The 17,056-nt window shown below is 64.2% G+C and carries 7 protein-coding genes, 1 tRNA gene and 2 pseudogenes; 7 read left to right on the top strand and 3 right to left on the bottom strand.

All coding sequences use genetic code 11. The features are described from left to right. Positions 1–141: DUF4082 domain-containing protein (locus tag HCU64_RS25685; protein ID WP_442786012.1), on the top strand; the 141-nt coding region annotated here is incomplete at its 5' end. 184 nt (positions 142–325) lie between these two features. Here the strand turns inward: HCU64_RS25685 and HCU64_RS24670 are convergent. Next, a complete protein-coding gene (locus HCU64_RS24670; RefSeq protein ID WP_233387092.1) occupies positions 326–5,173 on the bottom strand; it encodes an NAD-glutamate dehydrogenase in 4,848 nt (1,615 codons plus the stop codon). Between the two features lie 167 nt (positions 5,174–5,340). Between HCU64_RS24670 and HCU64_RS24675 the strand changes: the two genes are divergently transcribed. From HCU64_RS24675 to istB, 3 genes and pseudogenes are all read left to right on the top strand, one after another. Beyond that, positions 5,341–5,417 (top strand) — tRNA-Arg (locus tag HCU64_RS24675). Positions 5,418–6,152: 735 nt separating this feature from the next. Next, positions 6,153–7,016, top strand: a pseudogene (gene istA / locus HCU64_RS24680) (IS21 family transposase); the annotation flags it as partial. Beyond that, positions 6,998–7,492 (top strand): annotated as a pseudogene (gene istB / locus HCU64_RS24685) (IS21-like element helper ATPase IstB); the annotation flags it as partial. The pseudogenes istA and istB, both read left to right, overlap by 19 nt. A gap of 1,087 nt (positions 7,493–8,579) precedes the next feature. Here istB and HCU64_RS24690 read toward each other — a convergent pair. After that, positions 8,580–10,364, bottom strand: a complete 1,785-nt coding sequence (locus HCU64_RS24690; protein ID WP_233387094.1) for a methanol/ethanol family PQQ-dependent dehydrogenase — start codon at positions 10,362–10,364, stop codon at positions 8,580–8,582. Positions 10,365–10,624: 260 nt separating this feature from the next. On the opposite strand from HCU64_RS24690, the gene HCU64_RS24695 reads away from it, so the two are divergent. Further along, on the top strand, positions 10,625–12,040 hold the full coding sequence (locus HCU64_RS24695; RefSeq protein ID WP_233387097.1) for a sensor histidine kinase: 1,416 nt from the start codon (positions 10,625–10,627) through the stop codon (positions 12,038–12,040). Beyond that, the gene (locus HCU64_RS24700; RefSeq protein WP_233387100.1) at positions 12,037–12,690 is read left to right on the top strand and encodes a response regulator; all 654 of its coding nucleotides are present in this window, start codon (positions 12,037–12,039) and stop codon (positions 12,688–12,690) included. Before HCU64_RS24695 ends, HCU64_RS24700 begins: the two co-directional genes overlap by 4 nt. A gap of 115 nt (positions 12,691–12,805) precedes the next feature. Here the strand turns inward: HCU64_RS24700 and HCU64_RS24705 are convergent, their stop codons facing one another. Further along, positions 12,806–14,956 (bottom strand): molybdopterin-containing oxidoreductase family protein, encoded by a 2,151-nt coding sequence (locus HCU64_RS24705; RefSeq protein WP_233387102.1) that lies wholly within the window; start codon positions 14,954–14,956, stop codon positions 12,806–12,808. A 264-nt stretch (positions 14,957–15,220) separates the two neighbouring features. Here HCU64_RS24705 and pdxR point away from each other — a divergent pair, with 264 nt between their 5' ends. Then, the gene (gene pdxR, locus HCU64_RS24710; protein WP_233387104.1) at positions 15,221–16,714 is read left to right on the top strand and encodes a MocR-like pyridoxine biosynthesis transcription factor PdxR; all 1,494 of its coding nucleotides are present in this window, start codon (positions 15,221–15,223) and stop codon (positions 16,712–16,714) included. Positions 16,715–17,056 lie beyond the last annotated feature (342 nt).

A 17,056-nucleotide genomic window follows, 5' to 3' on the forward strand; every position in this document is an offset into this window, starting at 1 on the left:
CCCCTCACAGCACCCTCGAGCGCCACGTCCGGCGGCAACGGTGTCTACGCCTACGGAGCTGCCAGCCAGTTCCCGACAAGCACCTACCAAGCTGCAAACTACTACGTCGACGTGGTGTTCAACGCTTCAACCGGCGCCTAAGGTGGCTGTAACTTTTAGACTATTAGGCACTCTAGTTCATTTTTGCCGACACTATTTTTCGACTAGCTAAATTTGGACGCCCGGCTCGGCGCAAGACATGTAAACACGTCGGTTAGCAAGCGGTCGTCGTCCATTTCACGGAGTTTCAGCTGGCCCTTGGACGCGTGTTGCCGCTCATCGGTCCTCAGGGGCGACGGGCGAGGTCCGCCAGCAGGCTCGAAGCCACGACAGCCTTGGAGACCGTGAGCCCCGAGGAGGAGATGGAGCCGATCGCGGACCGGATCCGCGTGAGCGCGGGACCGCGAGCAGCAATCCACGCTTCGAGAACCTCGGGGCCCGAGCCGATATCGCCGACTACTTCCGCGGTGAGGTTGCGATGCGCCGTGGAGATGCCGGCAACGGCACGTTCGAGCGCGACGCGGTCGAAGGTATCGGCGACGGGCACCTGGCGCGCCTCCGCGACGAGTTCGTCGAGGCGGAAGGCGTGCTCGATCGCGAAGTGCATCGCGGCGATCTCGGGCACCGAGTGACCATCGGTCTCCGCGACCCGAACGATGTCGGGAGCCGAATTCAGCGCCTTAAGCGAGGCGAGCCGTCGCGCCGGCTCCTCGGCCATTCCCCGTCCGACAAGATCCGCCCGTCGTGCCTCGATCTCTTCGGCTGCGCGCGCATCGGCTACGCGCGGCAACGCCTCCTGCACCGCGCTCACCCCCTCGCGATAGCGCGCAACGATTGGCGAGAGACCGCCCGAGAGATCGAGATTTCGAATGAACCAGGTGATCCGGTTGGCGAGCAGATCCTGTACCTCTGCGTAGAGGCCGAGCTGGTCCTGACCGGAGATCGAGCCGGCGAGACCGTCGATGGCCAGATTGAGCTCCATCAGGCCGAAGGCGTCGCGGGTGATGGCGTATGCCTTCGCGATAGTGGCCGCGTCGGCACCGGTCTCGTCGACCAGCCGCGTGACGAGGGCAGGGCCGCCGCGGTTGACGATGATGTTGGCGAGCGCCGTCGCGATGATCTCGCGACGAAGGCGATGACCCTTCACGGCATCCGGGAACTGCGCCTTAAGTGCAGTGGGGAAGTAGCGCTGCAGCTCGCGGTCGAAATACGGGTCGTCGGGCACCGCGCTGTCGAGGATCGCATCGTGCAGGGCGAGCTTGGCATAGGCGAGCAGCACCGCGTATTCTGGCCGGGTCAGACCCTCGCCACGGCGCAGGCGTTCGTTGAGCGTGCCGTCGTCGGGGAGGAACTCGACGCCACGATCGAGGCGCCCCTCCGCCTCCAAGGCCTGCATCACCCGCATCGAGAAGCCGGTCTCGCCCGCACCGCGCCGCAGGGCGAGGGAGAGGGCGAGGGTCTGGAGCTGGTTGTTGCGCAGGACGAGACCCGCGACCTCGTCGGTCATGGTGACGAGGAGCGCGTTGCGCGCCTCTTGCGTTAGCCGCCCATCGCGCTCGGGCGCCATCAGCGCGATCTTGATGTTCACCTCGACGTCGGAGGTGTTCACGCCGGCCGAGTTGTCGATGGCATCGGTATTGAGCCGGACGCCGGCCCGCGACGCCTCGATGCGCCCGCGCTGGGTCAGTCCGAGATTGGCACCTTCGCCCACCGCCTTCGCGCGCAGCTGCGAGCCAGTGATGCGCACCGCGTCGTTGGCGCGGTCGCCCGCGTCCTCGTCGGTCTCAGTCTCAGCGCGGATATAGGTGCCGATGCCACCGAACCAGAGTAGATCGACCGGCGCCTTCAGGATCGCCTGCATCACCTCCGTCGGCGCCGCTTCGGCCTGGTCGAAGCCGAGCACTGCACGGATTTCGGGCGAGAGCGGAATGCTCTTGAGCGAGCGCGAGAAGACGCCGCCGCCGGGGGAGATCAGCGACCTGTCGTAGTCGGCCCAGGAGGAGCGGGGGAGGGCGAAGATGCGCCTGCGCTCGGCATGGCTCCTCGTCGAGTCTGGGTTCGGATCGAGGAAGATGTCGCGGTGGTCGAAGGCGGCGACGAGCTTGATGCTCTCCGAGAGCAGCATGCCGTTGCCGAAGACGTCGCCCGACATGTCGCCGACGCCGACGACGGAGACCGGGTCCTTCTGGACGTCGACGTCGATCTCCTGGAAGTGGCGCTTCACCGCCTCCCAGGCGCCGCGCGCCGTGATGCCCATGGCCTTGTGGTCGTAGCCCTGGCTGCCGCCCGAGGCGAAGGCGTCGCCGAGCCAGTGGCCACGCTCCAGCGAAAGACCGTTGGCGATATCGGAGAAGGTCGCCGTGCCCTTGTCGGCCGCCACGACGAGATAGGCGTCGTCGCCGTCATGCCGCACCGTGTCGGCCGGTGGCACGATGGCATCGTTGACGATGTTGTCGGTGAGTTCGAGCAGCGTTTGAATGAAGACCTTGTAGCTCTCGGTGCCCTCGCTGAGCCACGCGCCACGGTCTGAAGCCGGCGGAAGCTGTTTTGGGAAGAACCCGCCCTTGGCACCCACCGGGACGATCACTGCGTTCTTCACCTGCTGCGCCTTCACTAGGCCGAGGATCTCCGTGCGGAAATCCTCCGGACGGTCCGACCAGCGCAGGCCGCCGCGCGCCACGTAGCCGAAGCGCAGATGCACCCCCTCGACGCGCGGCGAGTAGACAAAGATCTCGAAGAGTGGCCGCGGCAGCGGCATGCCCGAGACCTTGGCACAGGCGAACTTGAACGAGATGGTCTCGCGCGAGGCCCGCTCGGCATCCGTCTGGAAGAAGTTCGTCCGAACCGCCGCCTCCACCAGATTGACGAAGCGGCGCAGAATGCGGTCGTCGTCGAGACTGGTGACGTCGCAGAGCGCCGTCTCGATGTTTTCGCGAACACCGGTCTGGCGCGCCTCGCGGTCGCCTTCGGCCGCCGGGTCGAAACGGGCGCGGAACAGGGCGACGATCTGGGTCGTCAGGGCCGGGTGCCGGCTCAGCGTGGCGGCGAGATAATCCTGGCCGTATCGAATGCGAAGCTGGCGCAGATAGCGGCCTAGCGCGCGCATCAGGGCGGCATCGCGCCAGTCGAGCCCGGCTTCGAGGACGAGACGATTGTAGCCGTCCGACTCGGCACGGCGCTCCGACAGAGCGAGCAGGGCCGCCTCCAGCGGCTTCTCGAGCCGGTCGAGGTCGATTGCCTCGCCACTCGCGCGCTCCAGCAGCATGTCGTGCAGCCAGACCCTGGTCTCTCCCTCCGGCAACAGCAGGCGGTAGGTGCGCTCGTCGATGACGCGGAACCCGAGATTCTCCAGCGCCGGGACACGATCGGACAGCGGCAGGGCCGCGCCCCGCGAAAACACCTTGAGCCGCACCTGCGATGCACGATCAGATTGGCGCCGGCCGAGATCGGCGGCGCGCGGATGAGCCTCCGACAGGCGTTCGAGGATCGCGACGTCGGAGATCGCGACCCGGGGATCGAAACTGTCCCGGTAGCTCGCCGAAAAGGCCTCCGCGTAGCGCGCGGCGAGCGCGCGGGCCGTCGGGTCCGGCAGGGCCTCGGACAGCGCCTCGCGCAGGCCGTCGCCCCAGGTCTGGACGATCGCGGCAACGCCGGCCTCTAGTGCGGCCGCTTCCGGCTCCGCGGTGCTCTTCTCGTCGAACCCCACGATGTAGTGGATCCGGGCCAGCGACCCCTCCGGGAAGCCTGGATAGGAGGTCGAAAGGCGCCCGCCCAACTCGCCCGCGAGATAGGCTCCGATGCGGGCACGAACGCCAGCGTCGTAGCGATCCTTCGGCACGTACACGAGTAGCGACGCGAAGCGGCCAAAACGATCCGGCCGCAGCAGCACGCGAACGCGCGGCCTGTCGGACAGGTTCAGAATCGCCAGGGCGAAGCGCTGCAGCCGCTCCACGTCGATCTGGAAGAGATCGTCGCGCGGATAGGTCTCCAGCACGTCGATCAGGGTGCGTCCGGCATGGCTCGTCGGGTCAAAGCCGGCACGCGCGGCGACCTCGGCCACCTTTCGGCGCAGATACGGGATGACGCGGGCGGGGCTGTTATAGGCGCTCGCCGCGAACAGGCCGACGATGCGCAGCTCACCCGCCGGCGCGCCGCCCTCCGCGAAGAGCTTCACCGCGATATAGTCGAGATGCACCGCGCGATGCACCCGGGAACGCCGGCTCGCCTTGGTGACGATGAGGGCTTGCGGCTCGTCGAGGAAGGCGGCGATCTCCGGGGTGACGTCGACATAGCTGCGGCCGAGGCGGAGCACCTCGACCGACGGATCGCGCAGCAGGCCCAGCGCCAGGCCTTCGAATTCTGGAGCACGCTGCCCGTCGATGACGTGGGAGCGCATGCCCATCGGCGTGAAATGCCCGTCGCGCAGCCAGGCCAGGAAGGCAGCGGCCTCGCGCGTCTCGCTCTCGGGCAGGTGCGGGATCGCCTCGCGATACCCCTCGGCATCGAGAAGCGTATCGAGCAAGCCGAGCATCGCACCCTGGTCGTCGGTGACCACCGCGACGTCTGCGTAGACGCGTGCCAGCCCTTCCGCGAGCCGGGCCCGGGCCTCGGCATCGTCGATCCTGTCCAGATGGATATGGATGAAGCTCTCGCGCGCCCCGCCGCCACGGGCTTCCGCCGTAGTCTCGCCGACGACCCTCTGGAGGGCGCCGCTCGCATCGCGCTCGACGCCGAGGATCGGGTGCGCGACCAGAAGCGGCATCAACCCTTGGCCGCTGAGCTCGGCCAGGGTCGAATCGAGCAGGAAGGCGCGGTTGCCGTTGACGACCTCGACCACCGTGAGATCGCGCGCCCGGCCATCGCGCTCGACGGTGACGTCAACGAACCGCGCATCGGCGGGCAAGCCCGGCTGCCGGCTCGCGGAGAGGTGGGCATGCGCCGCCACCGCGAGCGATCCGAGTGCCTCGACCGAGTAGCGCGCCAGATCCTCTGGCGGCACGCGCCCGAACAGGTCCCGCACAAAGTCCCCCGGCCCCTGGCTCGATCCGACCAGCGCCGCGGCGCTGTCGATCAGCCCATCGCGGGCCGCCTGATGTTCGGGAGAGTTGAGTGTCGTTGCCGCGTCCAGGGTCATGTCGCAGATCCTCGCCGACTCGCGTACGACCTTCGACGCTTACCGCGACCCGATCAACCACCAGCAAGACCTGCCTGAAGGGAGATCTTCAGAGTGCGAGATCCTTGAACGGCCCGTCTCAGACGTTGCACGTGACCACCGCTTCGGCTACTCACGCCCTACGGTCTGCACCCGTAGCTCAGCTGGATAGAGCGTTGCCCTCCGAAGGCAAAGGTCACACGTTCGAATCGTGTCGGGTGCGCCAGATTACCTTGTTGTTTTCAAAGGTAACTTCGGCACCGCCGGTCTAGCTTCCAGTCCCTCACAGACCCGTCTGTCACGCCGCTGTCACAGCAAACAGGCGCGACCCATGGCTACCATTCGTAAGCGTGGAATCTCTTGGCAGGTCCAAGTCCGACGTGAAGGCTACCCGTCCTTATCGAAATCATTCCGAACGAAATCCGAGGCATCTGCCTGGGGCCGAGAGCAGGAACAAGGGATTGAGCGAGGGCTTCTCCCGGTCCACAGCCGGTCATCCAAAGGGGTGACTCTGGCGGCTCTCCTGAAGCGATACGGAGAGTCTGTAACACCGAGGAAGCGTGGTGCCCGATATGAGCTATCTCGCCTGAAGCTACTCTCAGGGCATCCAATGGCTCAGGTGCCTGTCACACGTGTCACAGCGGCCATGGTGGCTTCCTATCGCGAGGAACGCCTGAAGGTGGTCTCAAGGGACACCATACGTCGAGAGCTTGGCATCCTAAGGCACCGCCTACAGGTGGCCCGAAAGGAATGGGGAACACCCATCCTCGTCAATCCGGTGCATCAGGTAGCCTTCCCAGCGCCGTCCAAAGCCCGAACGATGAGATTGGAACCTGAAGCTGCCAAGTGTGTTTCGGCGTGCAACTTTGACCCCTTGAGGTGGGGGATCGGCGTCCAATTCTGACTCCCTAACCTCGTTCTCACAGACTGCCCTCTGGGACGACCGGACGGGTGGTGGGGGATGAAGGGCGTGGACACGATTGCACGCATCCGGCGCGAGTTCTTCACCCGCGGCCGCGCGATCAAGGACATCGTCCGCGACCTGCACGTCTCCCGCAACACGGTGCGGAAGGTCATCCGATCGGGAGCCACCGCCTTCGCCTACGAGCGTGAGGTGCAGCCCCTGCCCAAGCTCGGGCCGTGGCGCGATGACCTCGACCGGATGCTGGCGACCAACGCCGGCAAGGCTCCCCGCGAACGGCTGACCCTGATCCGGACTACGAGGCGCTGCGCGGGCTCGGCTACGAGGGTGGGTACGACGCGGTGCGCCGTTACGCCAAGGCCTGGAAGCGTGAGCGCTCAGCAGCAACGGCCTCGGCCTTCGTGCCGCTCGTCTTCGCGCCGGGCGAGGCCTACCAGTTCGACTGGAGCCACGAGATCGTGCTGATCGGCGGCGTGACCACCAAGGTCAAGGTCGCCCATGTCCGGCTCTGCCACTCGCGCATGCCATTCGCGCGAGCCTATCCGCGCGAGAGCCAGGAGATGGTGTTCGACGCCCACGACCGGGCGTTCGCCTTCTTCCGCGGCACCTGTCAGCGCGGCATCTACGACAACATGAAGACCGCGGTGGAGGCGATCTTTGTCGGACGCGAGCGGGCCTACAATCGTCGCTTCCTCCAGATGTGTAGCCACTACCTCGTCGATCCGGTCGCCTGCACCCCGGCTTCGGGGTGGGAGAAGGGACAGGTCGAGAATCAGGTCGGGCTGGTGCGCGAGCGCTTCTTCACGCCGCGCATCCGGGTGAAGAGCTACGACGAGCTGAACGCCTTCCTGCTCGACCAGGTCATCGCCTACGCCAAGATCCATCCTCATCCCGAAGGGCTAGTGCGCGATCTCGCTGGCGGCGAGTTCCTGGCCCATCAGCGCAACGTCGTGCTGGTCGGTGGAGCCGGCACCGGCAAGACCCACCTTGCCATCGCGATTGCCCGCGCCTGCATCCGGGATGGCGTGCGTGGCCGGTTCTACAACGTCGTCGACCTCGTCAACCGGCTCGAAGCCGAGGCGCGTGCCGGCCGGCAGGGGCGGATCGCCGACCATCTCGCCCGGCTCGACTTCGTAGTGCTCGACGAGCTTGGCTATCTGCCCTTCGCGCAGTCGGGCGGCCAGTTGCTGTTCCACCTGATCAGCAAGCTCTACGAGACCACCTCCATCGTCGTCACCACCAACCTCGCCTTCGGGGAATGGCCGAGCGTATTCGCCGGCGACGCCAAGATGACCACCGCGTTGCTCGACCGGCTCACCCATCACTGCGAGATCGTCGAGACCGGCAACGAAAGCTGGCGCTTCAAGAACCGCGCCTGAGGGCACGTGAGCCGGCGGGTATCCTGGCCCCCTGATCAGCCCGGCCGCGCCACCCCGACCCGCTTCGCCGGGCTGATCAGTAGCGTCACGCCACACGCTTCCGAGGGGTCAATTTTGGACGCCGATCCGGGGTCAATGCTCAACGCTGTTTGACAGGTTTCGTAGCGAAGGCCCACGCGACTATGATGCCGCCGGGTGGTCGGGGCCCACATGACGCTTCCAGATAAGGCTTCAGCACCCTCCTAGAATTACCCCCATCCCGGCCACTCAACCCGACTGTGGCCTTTCCGGACGGGCTCTAAGGCCGCCGATCGAGGAATTTGGACTTCGAATTGCGGTGTCGCTCGACGACCGAAGTGGCCGTGTGGAGGAGGGTTATGATCCGCCGATGAGCATCAAAAAACACAGGAACTTCGGGGTTGCGCGGCCGCGGACGCACAATCGCGATGTTCTCGACTACCGCCAGATACGGGATGCCATGGACTTCGCGTGGAAACTTCTCTTTAGATTTCAATGACATAAGTGTTCGCACTTTTATTCTGATTTGTGCACCAAATTACCCACCATTTGGAAAAGAACTTTGAACACCGGGGTTTCAAGGAAAGCAACGCCTGAGCATTGTTGCGAACGTGAGACCATAGCGAGCTTGGTTATGGAAGGCGTTGTCGCAACACCCGCACTGCACCAATTCGGTCGTTCTTGATTGACGATTACCCACTTGGAAGCAGACGTGTTGGCGAACAGCTGGTGACCGCATTGGGTGGAAATCTGTTAGTCCGCTTTCGGGCGCCAAATTCGACAAGCGGACGTTCGACGACCGGCGATAGCTCGATGATAAAAGTGTCGCCGCTTCCTGCTGTGTCGCGGTGAAGCCGGAGCTAGTCTCAACGCCTTCAATTACCGCTCGTCCAAAAAAAGGGCGGCAAGCTCGAAGGAGCTCGCCGCATCCGTTCACGTGCGCCATGACCTGGGACGAATTCTTAAGAAGGTCACGGGTGGAAGAGGACGGATCAAGTTTGTCGCAAACAGCCCGGAGGGCTGGATTTCCGCCTGCCGCCGCCAGGAGGAGGCAGCAGGCGGATCTCGATCAGTTCGTCAGCCCGAAGACTGTCAGCTGGCCACCGAGGTTGGTGTACTGGGACAGCGCGGAGTAGCCGCCGACCGCGCCGAGACCGGCATTCGGGTCGGTCAGGCCGGCCGCGAGGCCGATGCCGGCCCAGCCGCCGACTCCCGAGAGGACGGCGACGAACTGCTTGCCCTTGTGCTCGTAGGTCATGACGTTGCCGATGATGCCCGACGCCGTCTTGAACTTGTAGAGTTCCTTACCCGTCTTCGAGTCGACAGCCTTCAGGTAGCCCTCGAGCGTACCGTAGAAGACCACGTCGCCAGCAGTGGCGAGCGCACCCGACCACACCGAGAACTGCTCGGGGATCGACCACTTGATCTTCCCGTTCACACCATCCCAAGCGATGAAGTTACCCATGCCACCATGGGAGTTCGGCGCGGGGTACATCGACAGGGTGGCGCCAACGTACGGCTGGCCCGGCGTGTACGAGACCTTGAAGGGCTCGTAGTCCATGCAGACGTGATTGGTCGGCACGTAGAACAGCCCCGTCTTCGGGGAGTAGGCGGCGGGCTGCTGGTCCTTGGAGCCTAGAGCGGCGGGGCAGATCCCCTTCGAATTCACATCTTCGCCATTCTGGTCGGTCGAATACTTCGACACGACCTGCGGACGGCCGGTCTTGAGATCGACCTTGGTGGCCCAATTCACCGCCGGATCGAACTTCTCGGCGACGAGCAAGGCACCTGACTCACGGTTCAGCGTGTAGCCGAAGCCGTTGCGGTCGAAGTGGGTCAGGAGGGGCTGCTCCTTGCCGTCGATCTTCTGATCCGTGAGGATCATCTCGTTGATGCCGTCATAGTCCCACTCGTCGTGCGGGGTCATCTGGTAGACCCACTTGGCGACTCCGGTATCCGGATTACGAGCGAAGATGGTCATCGACCACTTGTTGTCGCCCGGACGCTGCTTGGGGTTCCAGGTCGAGGGGTTGGCGGAGCCGTAGTAGAAGAGGTCGAGCTTGGGATCGTAGGAGTACCAGCCCCAGGTCGCCCCGCCACCGGTCTGCCACTGGTCGCCTTCCCAGGTCTTGATCGAGGAATCCTTGCCGATCGGCTTTCCGAGCTCGGTGGTCTTCTCGGGATCGACCAGAAGATCCTTGTCGGGGCCGACGCTGTAGGCGCGCCAGAGCTTCTTGCCGGTCTTGATCTCGTAGGCAGTGACGTGGCCGCGGATGCCGTACTCGGCGCCGGAGATGCCAACGATGACCTTGTCCTTCACCGGAAGAACGGTGGCGGTGTTGGTCTCGCCCTTGGACGGATCGCCGTTCTTGACCGACCAGTTCACTTTTCCGGTCTTCGCGTCGAGGGCGACGAGGGTGGTGTCGGCCTGGTGCAGGAAGATCGTCCCGTCGGCATAGGCGAGGCCGCGGTTGACCGTGTCGCAGCACATCACCGGGATGACCGCCGGGGCCTGCTTCGGCTCATACTTCCAGACGATCTTACCGTTGTCGTTGAGGTCGAGCGCATAGACGATGTTCGGGAACGGCGTGTGCAGATACATCATGTTGCCGATCACGAGAGGGGAGCCCTCGTGGCCACGTAGAACGCCGGTCGAGAAGCTCCAGGCGACCTGGAGGTTCTTCACGTTCGAGGCGTTGATCTGGTCGAGCTTGGAAAAGCGGGTATTGGCGTAGTCGACGGTCTGAAGAACCTGCTCCGCCGGGTTGGCGATGCCCTTCGTGACGCTTTCGTTCGCCTGTGCGGGGACGAGCCCGGCAGCCAGGACCAGCGCCAGCATGGACGCGGTTTTCATCAGCATTCCTCCGGTTGATTGTACGACGCCGGTTCGGCGGGGCGTCTTCCGTGCTGTCGGCGGCGTCGGTCCGGTGGGTCGGCTGAGCGGCGCATCCGTGCCTCTCAGAAAGGCCTTAGAAACCGGAGCGGGAACAGAGCGGAAATCCCGCAGAGTATTGGGAATTCCTCCCGATTTTCGCCCGCCATCCATCAAAGTCCTTGCCTTCCGACACGGCAGGCTGATCGGATCGAGGGGAGTTCTCGGCGAGTTTTTCCGCGATGCGCCTTCTGACGAGACTGATCCTTCAGGTGCTCGGTGTCGTGCTCCTCTGCCTGACCTGCGCCACGTCCTGGGTGATGATCGACGCCGCGCGGGGCATCGAGAACGAAGCTGCGGCATCGGCGGATCGTGTCGTGCGCCAGACGCGGGAACTGGCTTGGCGCGAAGCGATGTGGCGCGGCTCCACAGGCCGCGACGCGAAATACGCCTTTCCGGATTGGCGCGGCTCCGACACCATCCGGGTCATCAGCCCGGGTTACTGTGTCAGCTTCACCTGGTCGGACGAAGCACCGCGCCGGCTCTGCGGCGGATGGTCGAATATCGGAGCCGCACCGCCAGCCTGGTTCGACACTCTGTTCCAGAGAGTGTTCGGTCCGATTCAGCCGGTGACGCGGTCGATCTCCATGAACGGCAAGGATGCCGGCACCGTCGTCGCCGAAGCCGATGTCGGGGTGGCGGCGCGTCAGGCCTGGCGAGCGATCAGCGTGGTGATCGGCGTCGCCGCGTCGCTGGCGGCGGCGATCGGCATGCTGTCCGCGCTCATCATCGGACGCGCCCTACAGCCCGCGGAAACGATCGTGCGCGGATTGCGCCAGCTCGAACGGGGGGACCACTCCGTCCGTCTGCCAGCCTTCAAGGCGTTCGAGTTCGGGTTGATCGCCAGGGCCGTCAACGACCTCACCGAGAGGCTCGCCGAGACGACAGCACAGCGAACGAGCCTGACGCGCCGGCTCTTCGAGGTCCAGGAGGAGGAACGCCGGGCGCTCGCGCGGGACCTCCACGACGAGTTCGGACAATGCCTGACCGCGACGGGAGCCCTCGCGGCCGCCGTTGCGGCCGGAGCCCAGAATGATAGGCCCGACATCGCGGAGGATGGCGTCGAGATCGGCCGGATCACGGAACGGATGATGGGGACACTCCGTTCGACGCTCGCCCGTCTGCGACCGCCCGATCTCGACGAAGTAGGGCTCGAGCAAAGCCTCGATCACCTCGTCACGCAGTGGAATGCGAGGAGCACGGCGGTCGCGCAGACGGGGTCGTCTCCTCGGCATCCCGTCTTCCGTCTGGACATCATCGGAAGCTTGACCGAGATCCCGGCGCAAGCCGCGGTGAGCCTCTACCGGATCGCCCAGGAATGCCTCACGAACGCGGCACGGCATGGGAAGCCGAGCGAGGTGCGGCTGCGCGTCGAGCGTGACCCGAGATCCGCTGTTCGCCTCATCGTCGAGGACGACGGGGGCGGTGATCCGGCCCGCCTCAGGGAAGGCACCGGACACGGCCTTCTGGGCATCCGCGAGCGGTTGTCGGCGCTCGGCGGAAGCATGACGATCGGCTCGGTCGAGACCGCGGGGCGCCGCGGGGTGAGGGTCGCCACATCCATCCCGCTATCCCTGCCTGCGGGGATGACGGCATGAGGCGCACCTCGATCCTCCTCGTGGATGACCATCCGGTCGTCCGGGCAGGCTACCGCAAGCTGCTGGAACGGCAGCCCGGATACCGCGTCGTCGCCGAGGCGGAGAGCGCGAACGAAGCCTACCGGGTCTACCGGCAGATGGCGCCGGACATCGTGATCATGGACCTGAGCCTCCCCGGCGCGAGCGGCCTGGAAGGCATCAGGCAGATCCGGGCTTATGACCGCGAGGCGCGTATCCTGGTCTTCACGATGCACCAGGGCGTCCCGTTCGCGCACAAGGCCTTCGAGGCCGGAGCAGTGGGATATGTCACCAAGAGCAGCCCCCCGAATGAGCTGATCAAGGCGATGGAATCCGTGTGCCGGGGCGTCCAGGCGGTCAGCGAGGACCTCGCGCGCGAGATCGCGACGGCGCACCTGTCGGGTCGACGCTCGCCGATCGACGATCTTGGACCGCGCGAGGTCGAGGTGCTCGGCCTCATTGCGTCGGGCATGACGACCGATGGCATCGCAAAAGAACTCTCGCTCAGCCCCAAGACGATCCAGAATTACAGCTCAAGCATAAAAGCCAAGCTCAACATACAATCGGATGCCGATTTGATCTGGCTCGCGATCTCAAACGGGCTGATCGAGAACAAGTCTCCGACCATGTGAAGACGCGAACGTGACGGTCTTGGGATCGCGCGTTTGCTTCTTGTCGGTGCGGGCGCGTCAAAAAAGAACAGGCGCCCCGCAAAAGGGCGCCTGGACGTGGGATGCGGCGCGAGGCTCAGTTCGCGCGGGAAACCTCAACGAGGTTGTCCGAGAACGATGGGGCGTGGCCCATATCCGTGAAGGCACCGGACGAGATGCTGTTGACCGTGCCGTCGTTCAGCTGGCGCCAGTAACCGAGCGTCGCCACGACGACACCCGGCTTCACGTCGTCGGTGATACGCGCCACACCCTTGAAGGCGCCTCGGTCGTTGCCGACGCGGACGCGGTCGCCGTTGAGGATGCCGCGGGCATCGGCGTCTTGCTGGCTGATCATCAGGAACTGCTCGCCCTGGCCCTTCTGCTTGTCCTCCATGTTCGCGTAGCAGGAGTTCAGGAAGTAGTGGCTCTTGGGCGAGACAATGTTGAGCGGGAAGCGCTTGGCCAGCTCAGGATCGTTCGTGTGGGATTCTCGCGGACCCAGGTAGTCTGGCAGCGGGTCAAGCGCCTCGCCCGGCTGGAAACCCTCGTACATCTGCCGGAAGGGCGGGGCGACGAAGTTCGTGGCGCCCTCGACCTTGAGCATGCACTTGCCGGTCGGGGTCGGGAAATTACCCTCCTTGTGAGGGGCCCGGTCGTCCGGCGTGCCGACCTTGAGGCGGGCGAAGCCGTGCTCGCGCATGTACTGGAGGTCGATGCCCTCGCAGGCCGGCGCATTCCAGTCCACGTAGTGCTCGAGGCACTCGCTGTCGGTCCACTTGAAGTTCTCTTCCTCGAAGCCGAGCCGGGCGGCGAGCCGCCGGAAGATCTCGTTGTTCGGGATCGCTTCGCCGGGGGCCTCGGCGCACTTGGTGTTGTAGGTCAGGTAGAGGTGGCCCCAGGACAGGATCATGTCCTCCATCTCAGCGCCCATCGTCGCCGGCAGCAGGATGTCGGCGTAGGTGGCGGTGTCGGAGATGAAGTGCTCGGCGGAGACCATGAACAGGTCCTCGCGCATCAGCCCCTCGACGATCTTGTCCGTTTCGGGCGCTTGCGTGACCGGGTTCGAATTCCAGCACATCATCGACATGATGGGTGGGTCGAGCTGCATCTCGCCGGTGAGCGCCCGGCCGATCTGCAGGTTCGAGACGACGCGGGTCCCCTCCGGGATCAGGTCGGGACGGCAGATGACGTCGAACTTGTAGGGATGCTCCCAGACGCCGAACTGCGTGATGCCGCCGCCGACATGGCGCCAGGCGCCCGTCAGTGCCGGAATGCTGGCGACAGCCCGGATGGTCTGGCCGCCTCCATAGTGCCGCTCCAGCGCCACGCCGATGCGGATCGCCGCAGGCTGCGCGGTGGCGAGCTCACGGGCGAGCTTGCGGATGTCCTCGGCCGGCACACCGGTGATCTCCGAGGCCCACTCGGGCGTGCGGGTGCTGGCCCGCTCCTTCAGCTCCTCGAAGCCGACAGTGTGGTTGTCGACGTAGTCCTGATCGACGAGGCCCTGCTCGATGATCGAGTTGATCAGCGCCATGGCGAGCGCACCGTCGGTCCCTGGCTTCGGCGCGATGTGCCAATCGGCGCCCTTGGCGGTGCGCGAGGCGTAGGCGTCGATGACGACCACCTTGGCACCCTTCTTCTGGGCATCCTTCACGATGGCCCAGTGGTGCAGGTTGGTGCTGACCGAGTTGCAGGCCCAGATCACGATGTACTTGGAGTGGATATAGCTGTCCGGGTCGAGGCCTGCCGTCGGGCCGACCGTGAGGAGCCAGGCGGTGCAGGAGCCCTCGCCGCAGAAGGTTCGCTCCGTCACGGTGGCGCCCATGCGGTTGAAGAAGGCGTCGCCGCCGTTCAGCCCGTGCACGAGGCCCTGGTTGCCGAGGTAGCTGTAGGGGGCGATGGCCTGCGGGCCGTACTGGTCGATGATGCTCTTCCAGCGCGTGACGATGGTGTCGAGGGCTTCGTCCCAGGTGATGCGCTCGAACTGCTTCGAACCCTTCGGTCCGACCCGCTTCATCGGGTAGAGCAGCCGATCCGGGTGATAGTGGCGCTTCTCGTAATCCTTGAGCTTCACGCAGAGACCGCCGCGGGTCATCGGGTGGTCGGGATTTCCGCGCACGCTGAGGAGTTCGCCGTCCTTCACCTCGAAGAGCATCGAGCAGGTGTCGGGGCAATCGTGCGGGCAGCCGCCGAAGAAAGTCTCCGTTTTGCTTTCGAGCAAAGCCTCAGGGTTCACGAACTCGTTCATGTTGGTTCCTTCCCAGTCGAGCCTGAGGCCTCTTTTTGGCGGGCCGGCTCAGTGCTTCCTCCCACGGTCGCACCAGAGAACTATAAGAATTCGAATCTTGGCCGGATGAAAGGGCCAATTCGTTTCGCGTCGATGGTGCCAAGTCCTTCCAAACCCACTATCCAGTAGTGACGGAGCGACACGCCCGACCATGCTTTGGAGAGTGCGCTATATACAAAATTTCATACCGGTAGGTCCAATGATGCACTTGGAGAATGGACGAGCGTGGAACTGACACTCTCCCTGGATATCTCGTCCGCGAAATCGCTACAGGGCCAGATTTTCGATCAGATCCGGGAGATCATCCTGGACGGCCAACTCGGAGCAGGAATGGCGCTCCCGTCGAGCCGACTGCTGGCCGAGCGTCTTCAGATCTCCCGCAACACGGTGATGCTTGCCTACGAGCGCTTGACGGCAGAGGGCTACGTCAAGTCACGCGGGACGGCCGGCCTGTTCGTCGAGCCGATTTCGCCGGACAGCCTCCTGCTGATCCAGCGCGGAAGCCGGGCGCGAACCAACGGCCCGATCCCAGAGGCCTCCAGCGAGCCGTTGCTGTGCTTTGCAGGCTCTCCTGGCGGCGGCAGCGATCGGCCGGAACTCGACTTCTGGGTGGGACGCTCCGACGCCGCGAGATTCCCGCTCCGGCTCTGGCGCCGGATCATAAACCGGCTCCTGTCCAGCGAGACGAGCTATCTGACCGACTATTGCGATCCGGCCGGTCTCCCCGAGCTGCGTTTGGCCATTGGCACGCATTTGCGTCGCGCTCGGGCGGTCTCCGTTACCGAAGATCAGATCATTGTCACAACCGGAGGGCAGGATGCCCTGAACCTCGTGTTCAACCTTCTTCGGTCGCAAACGCGCCAGCTCTGCATCGAAAATCCCTGCTATCTCGGAGCACAGTTGATCTTTGCCAATACCAACCTGACGACCTATCCCATTCCGGTCGATCATGATGGATTGCAGACGGATCAATTGCCGCGCGTTCGCGGCAGTCTTCTCTACACCACACCGTCCCATCAATTCCCAACTGGGACGATGATGCCGCTCGGTCGACGTCTTGAACTCCTTCGATGGGCCGAGGAGACCGACAGCTATATCATCGAAGACGATTACGACAGCGACTTTCGCTACGATGGTCCGCCGCTCACGGCTCTTGCCGGGCTCGATGGCGGACGGCGTGTCTTCTATGCCGGCACCTTCTCGAAATCGGTTGGTGCTGGCCTGCGTATCGGCTTCGCCACGGTCCCCAGCATATTCTGGGACGAGGCCCGGATCCTCAAAGCCCGGATGAGCAATGGCCAAGCCTGGCTCGAACAAGCGGCCTTGGCAGCCTTCATCGATGAGGGCCACTTCGACCGTCATCTGCGCAAGCTCAGGCAACTCTATAAGGCGCGCCGCGACTGTCTGGTCGGAGCTTTACGAAGACACTTTGCAGATCCGGATATATCAGGTCAGGAAAGCGGCCTGCATCTCATCTGGCGACTACCGGCATCCTTCCCGAGCGCGCGCGAGATACAAACCAGAGCACGCCACCAGGGCGTCGGGGTTTATGCCTTGTCGAGTGGCGCAGCCTATAACTATGATCCGCAGGCTCCGGACGATATGCTTGTCTTTGGATTTTCATCACTTGCCGAACCGCAGATTGAACTGGCGGTCGGCAAGCTTCGTGGCATTTTGGGTGAAATGTCTGCTGTTACATCAGAAAGAACCACGACTTGATGCAACGTTCTCTTGCTCTACCATCACAAACGTCGCCCATCAGGCGCAAACATCACACCGTGGGCCTCAAAGGAAGCTTTGAGCCGCGAGACCCGATCAGCTCGTACCGTGCCGCCAGCTTCAAACTTTATGAGCATGTTGTTCGAGACTGTCGATGCACGATAAGCATCCAAGACGGTCCACTTTAATGCAGCGCGTGCAGCCCGGCATTGTTCAGGGCTAAAAACGAAATCTTTTGGCGAGGGCACCATCTGATAGTTTGGCTTACATCCCACCAAGATTGCCGAGAAGTAATCCAATTTGTCTGAACGTTCTCGGCAACCCGCATCTTTGCCGCGGCGC

Source organism: Methylobacterium sp. C25, from assembly GCF_021352225.1.
Classification (GTDB): Bacteria; Pseudomonadota; Alphaproteobacteria; order Rhizobiales; family Beijerinckiaceae; genus Methylobacterium.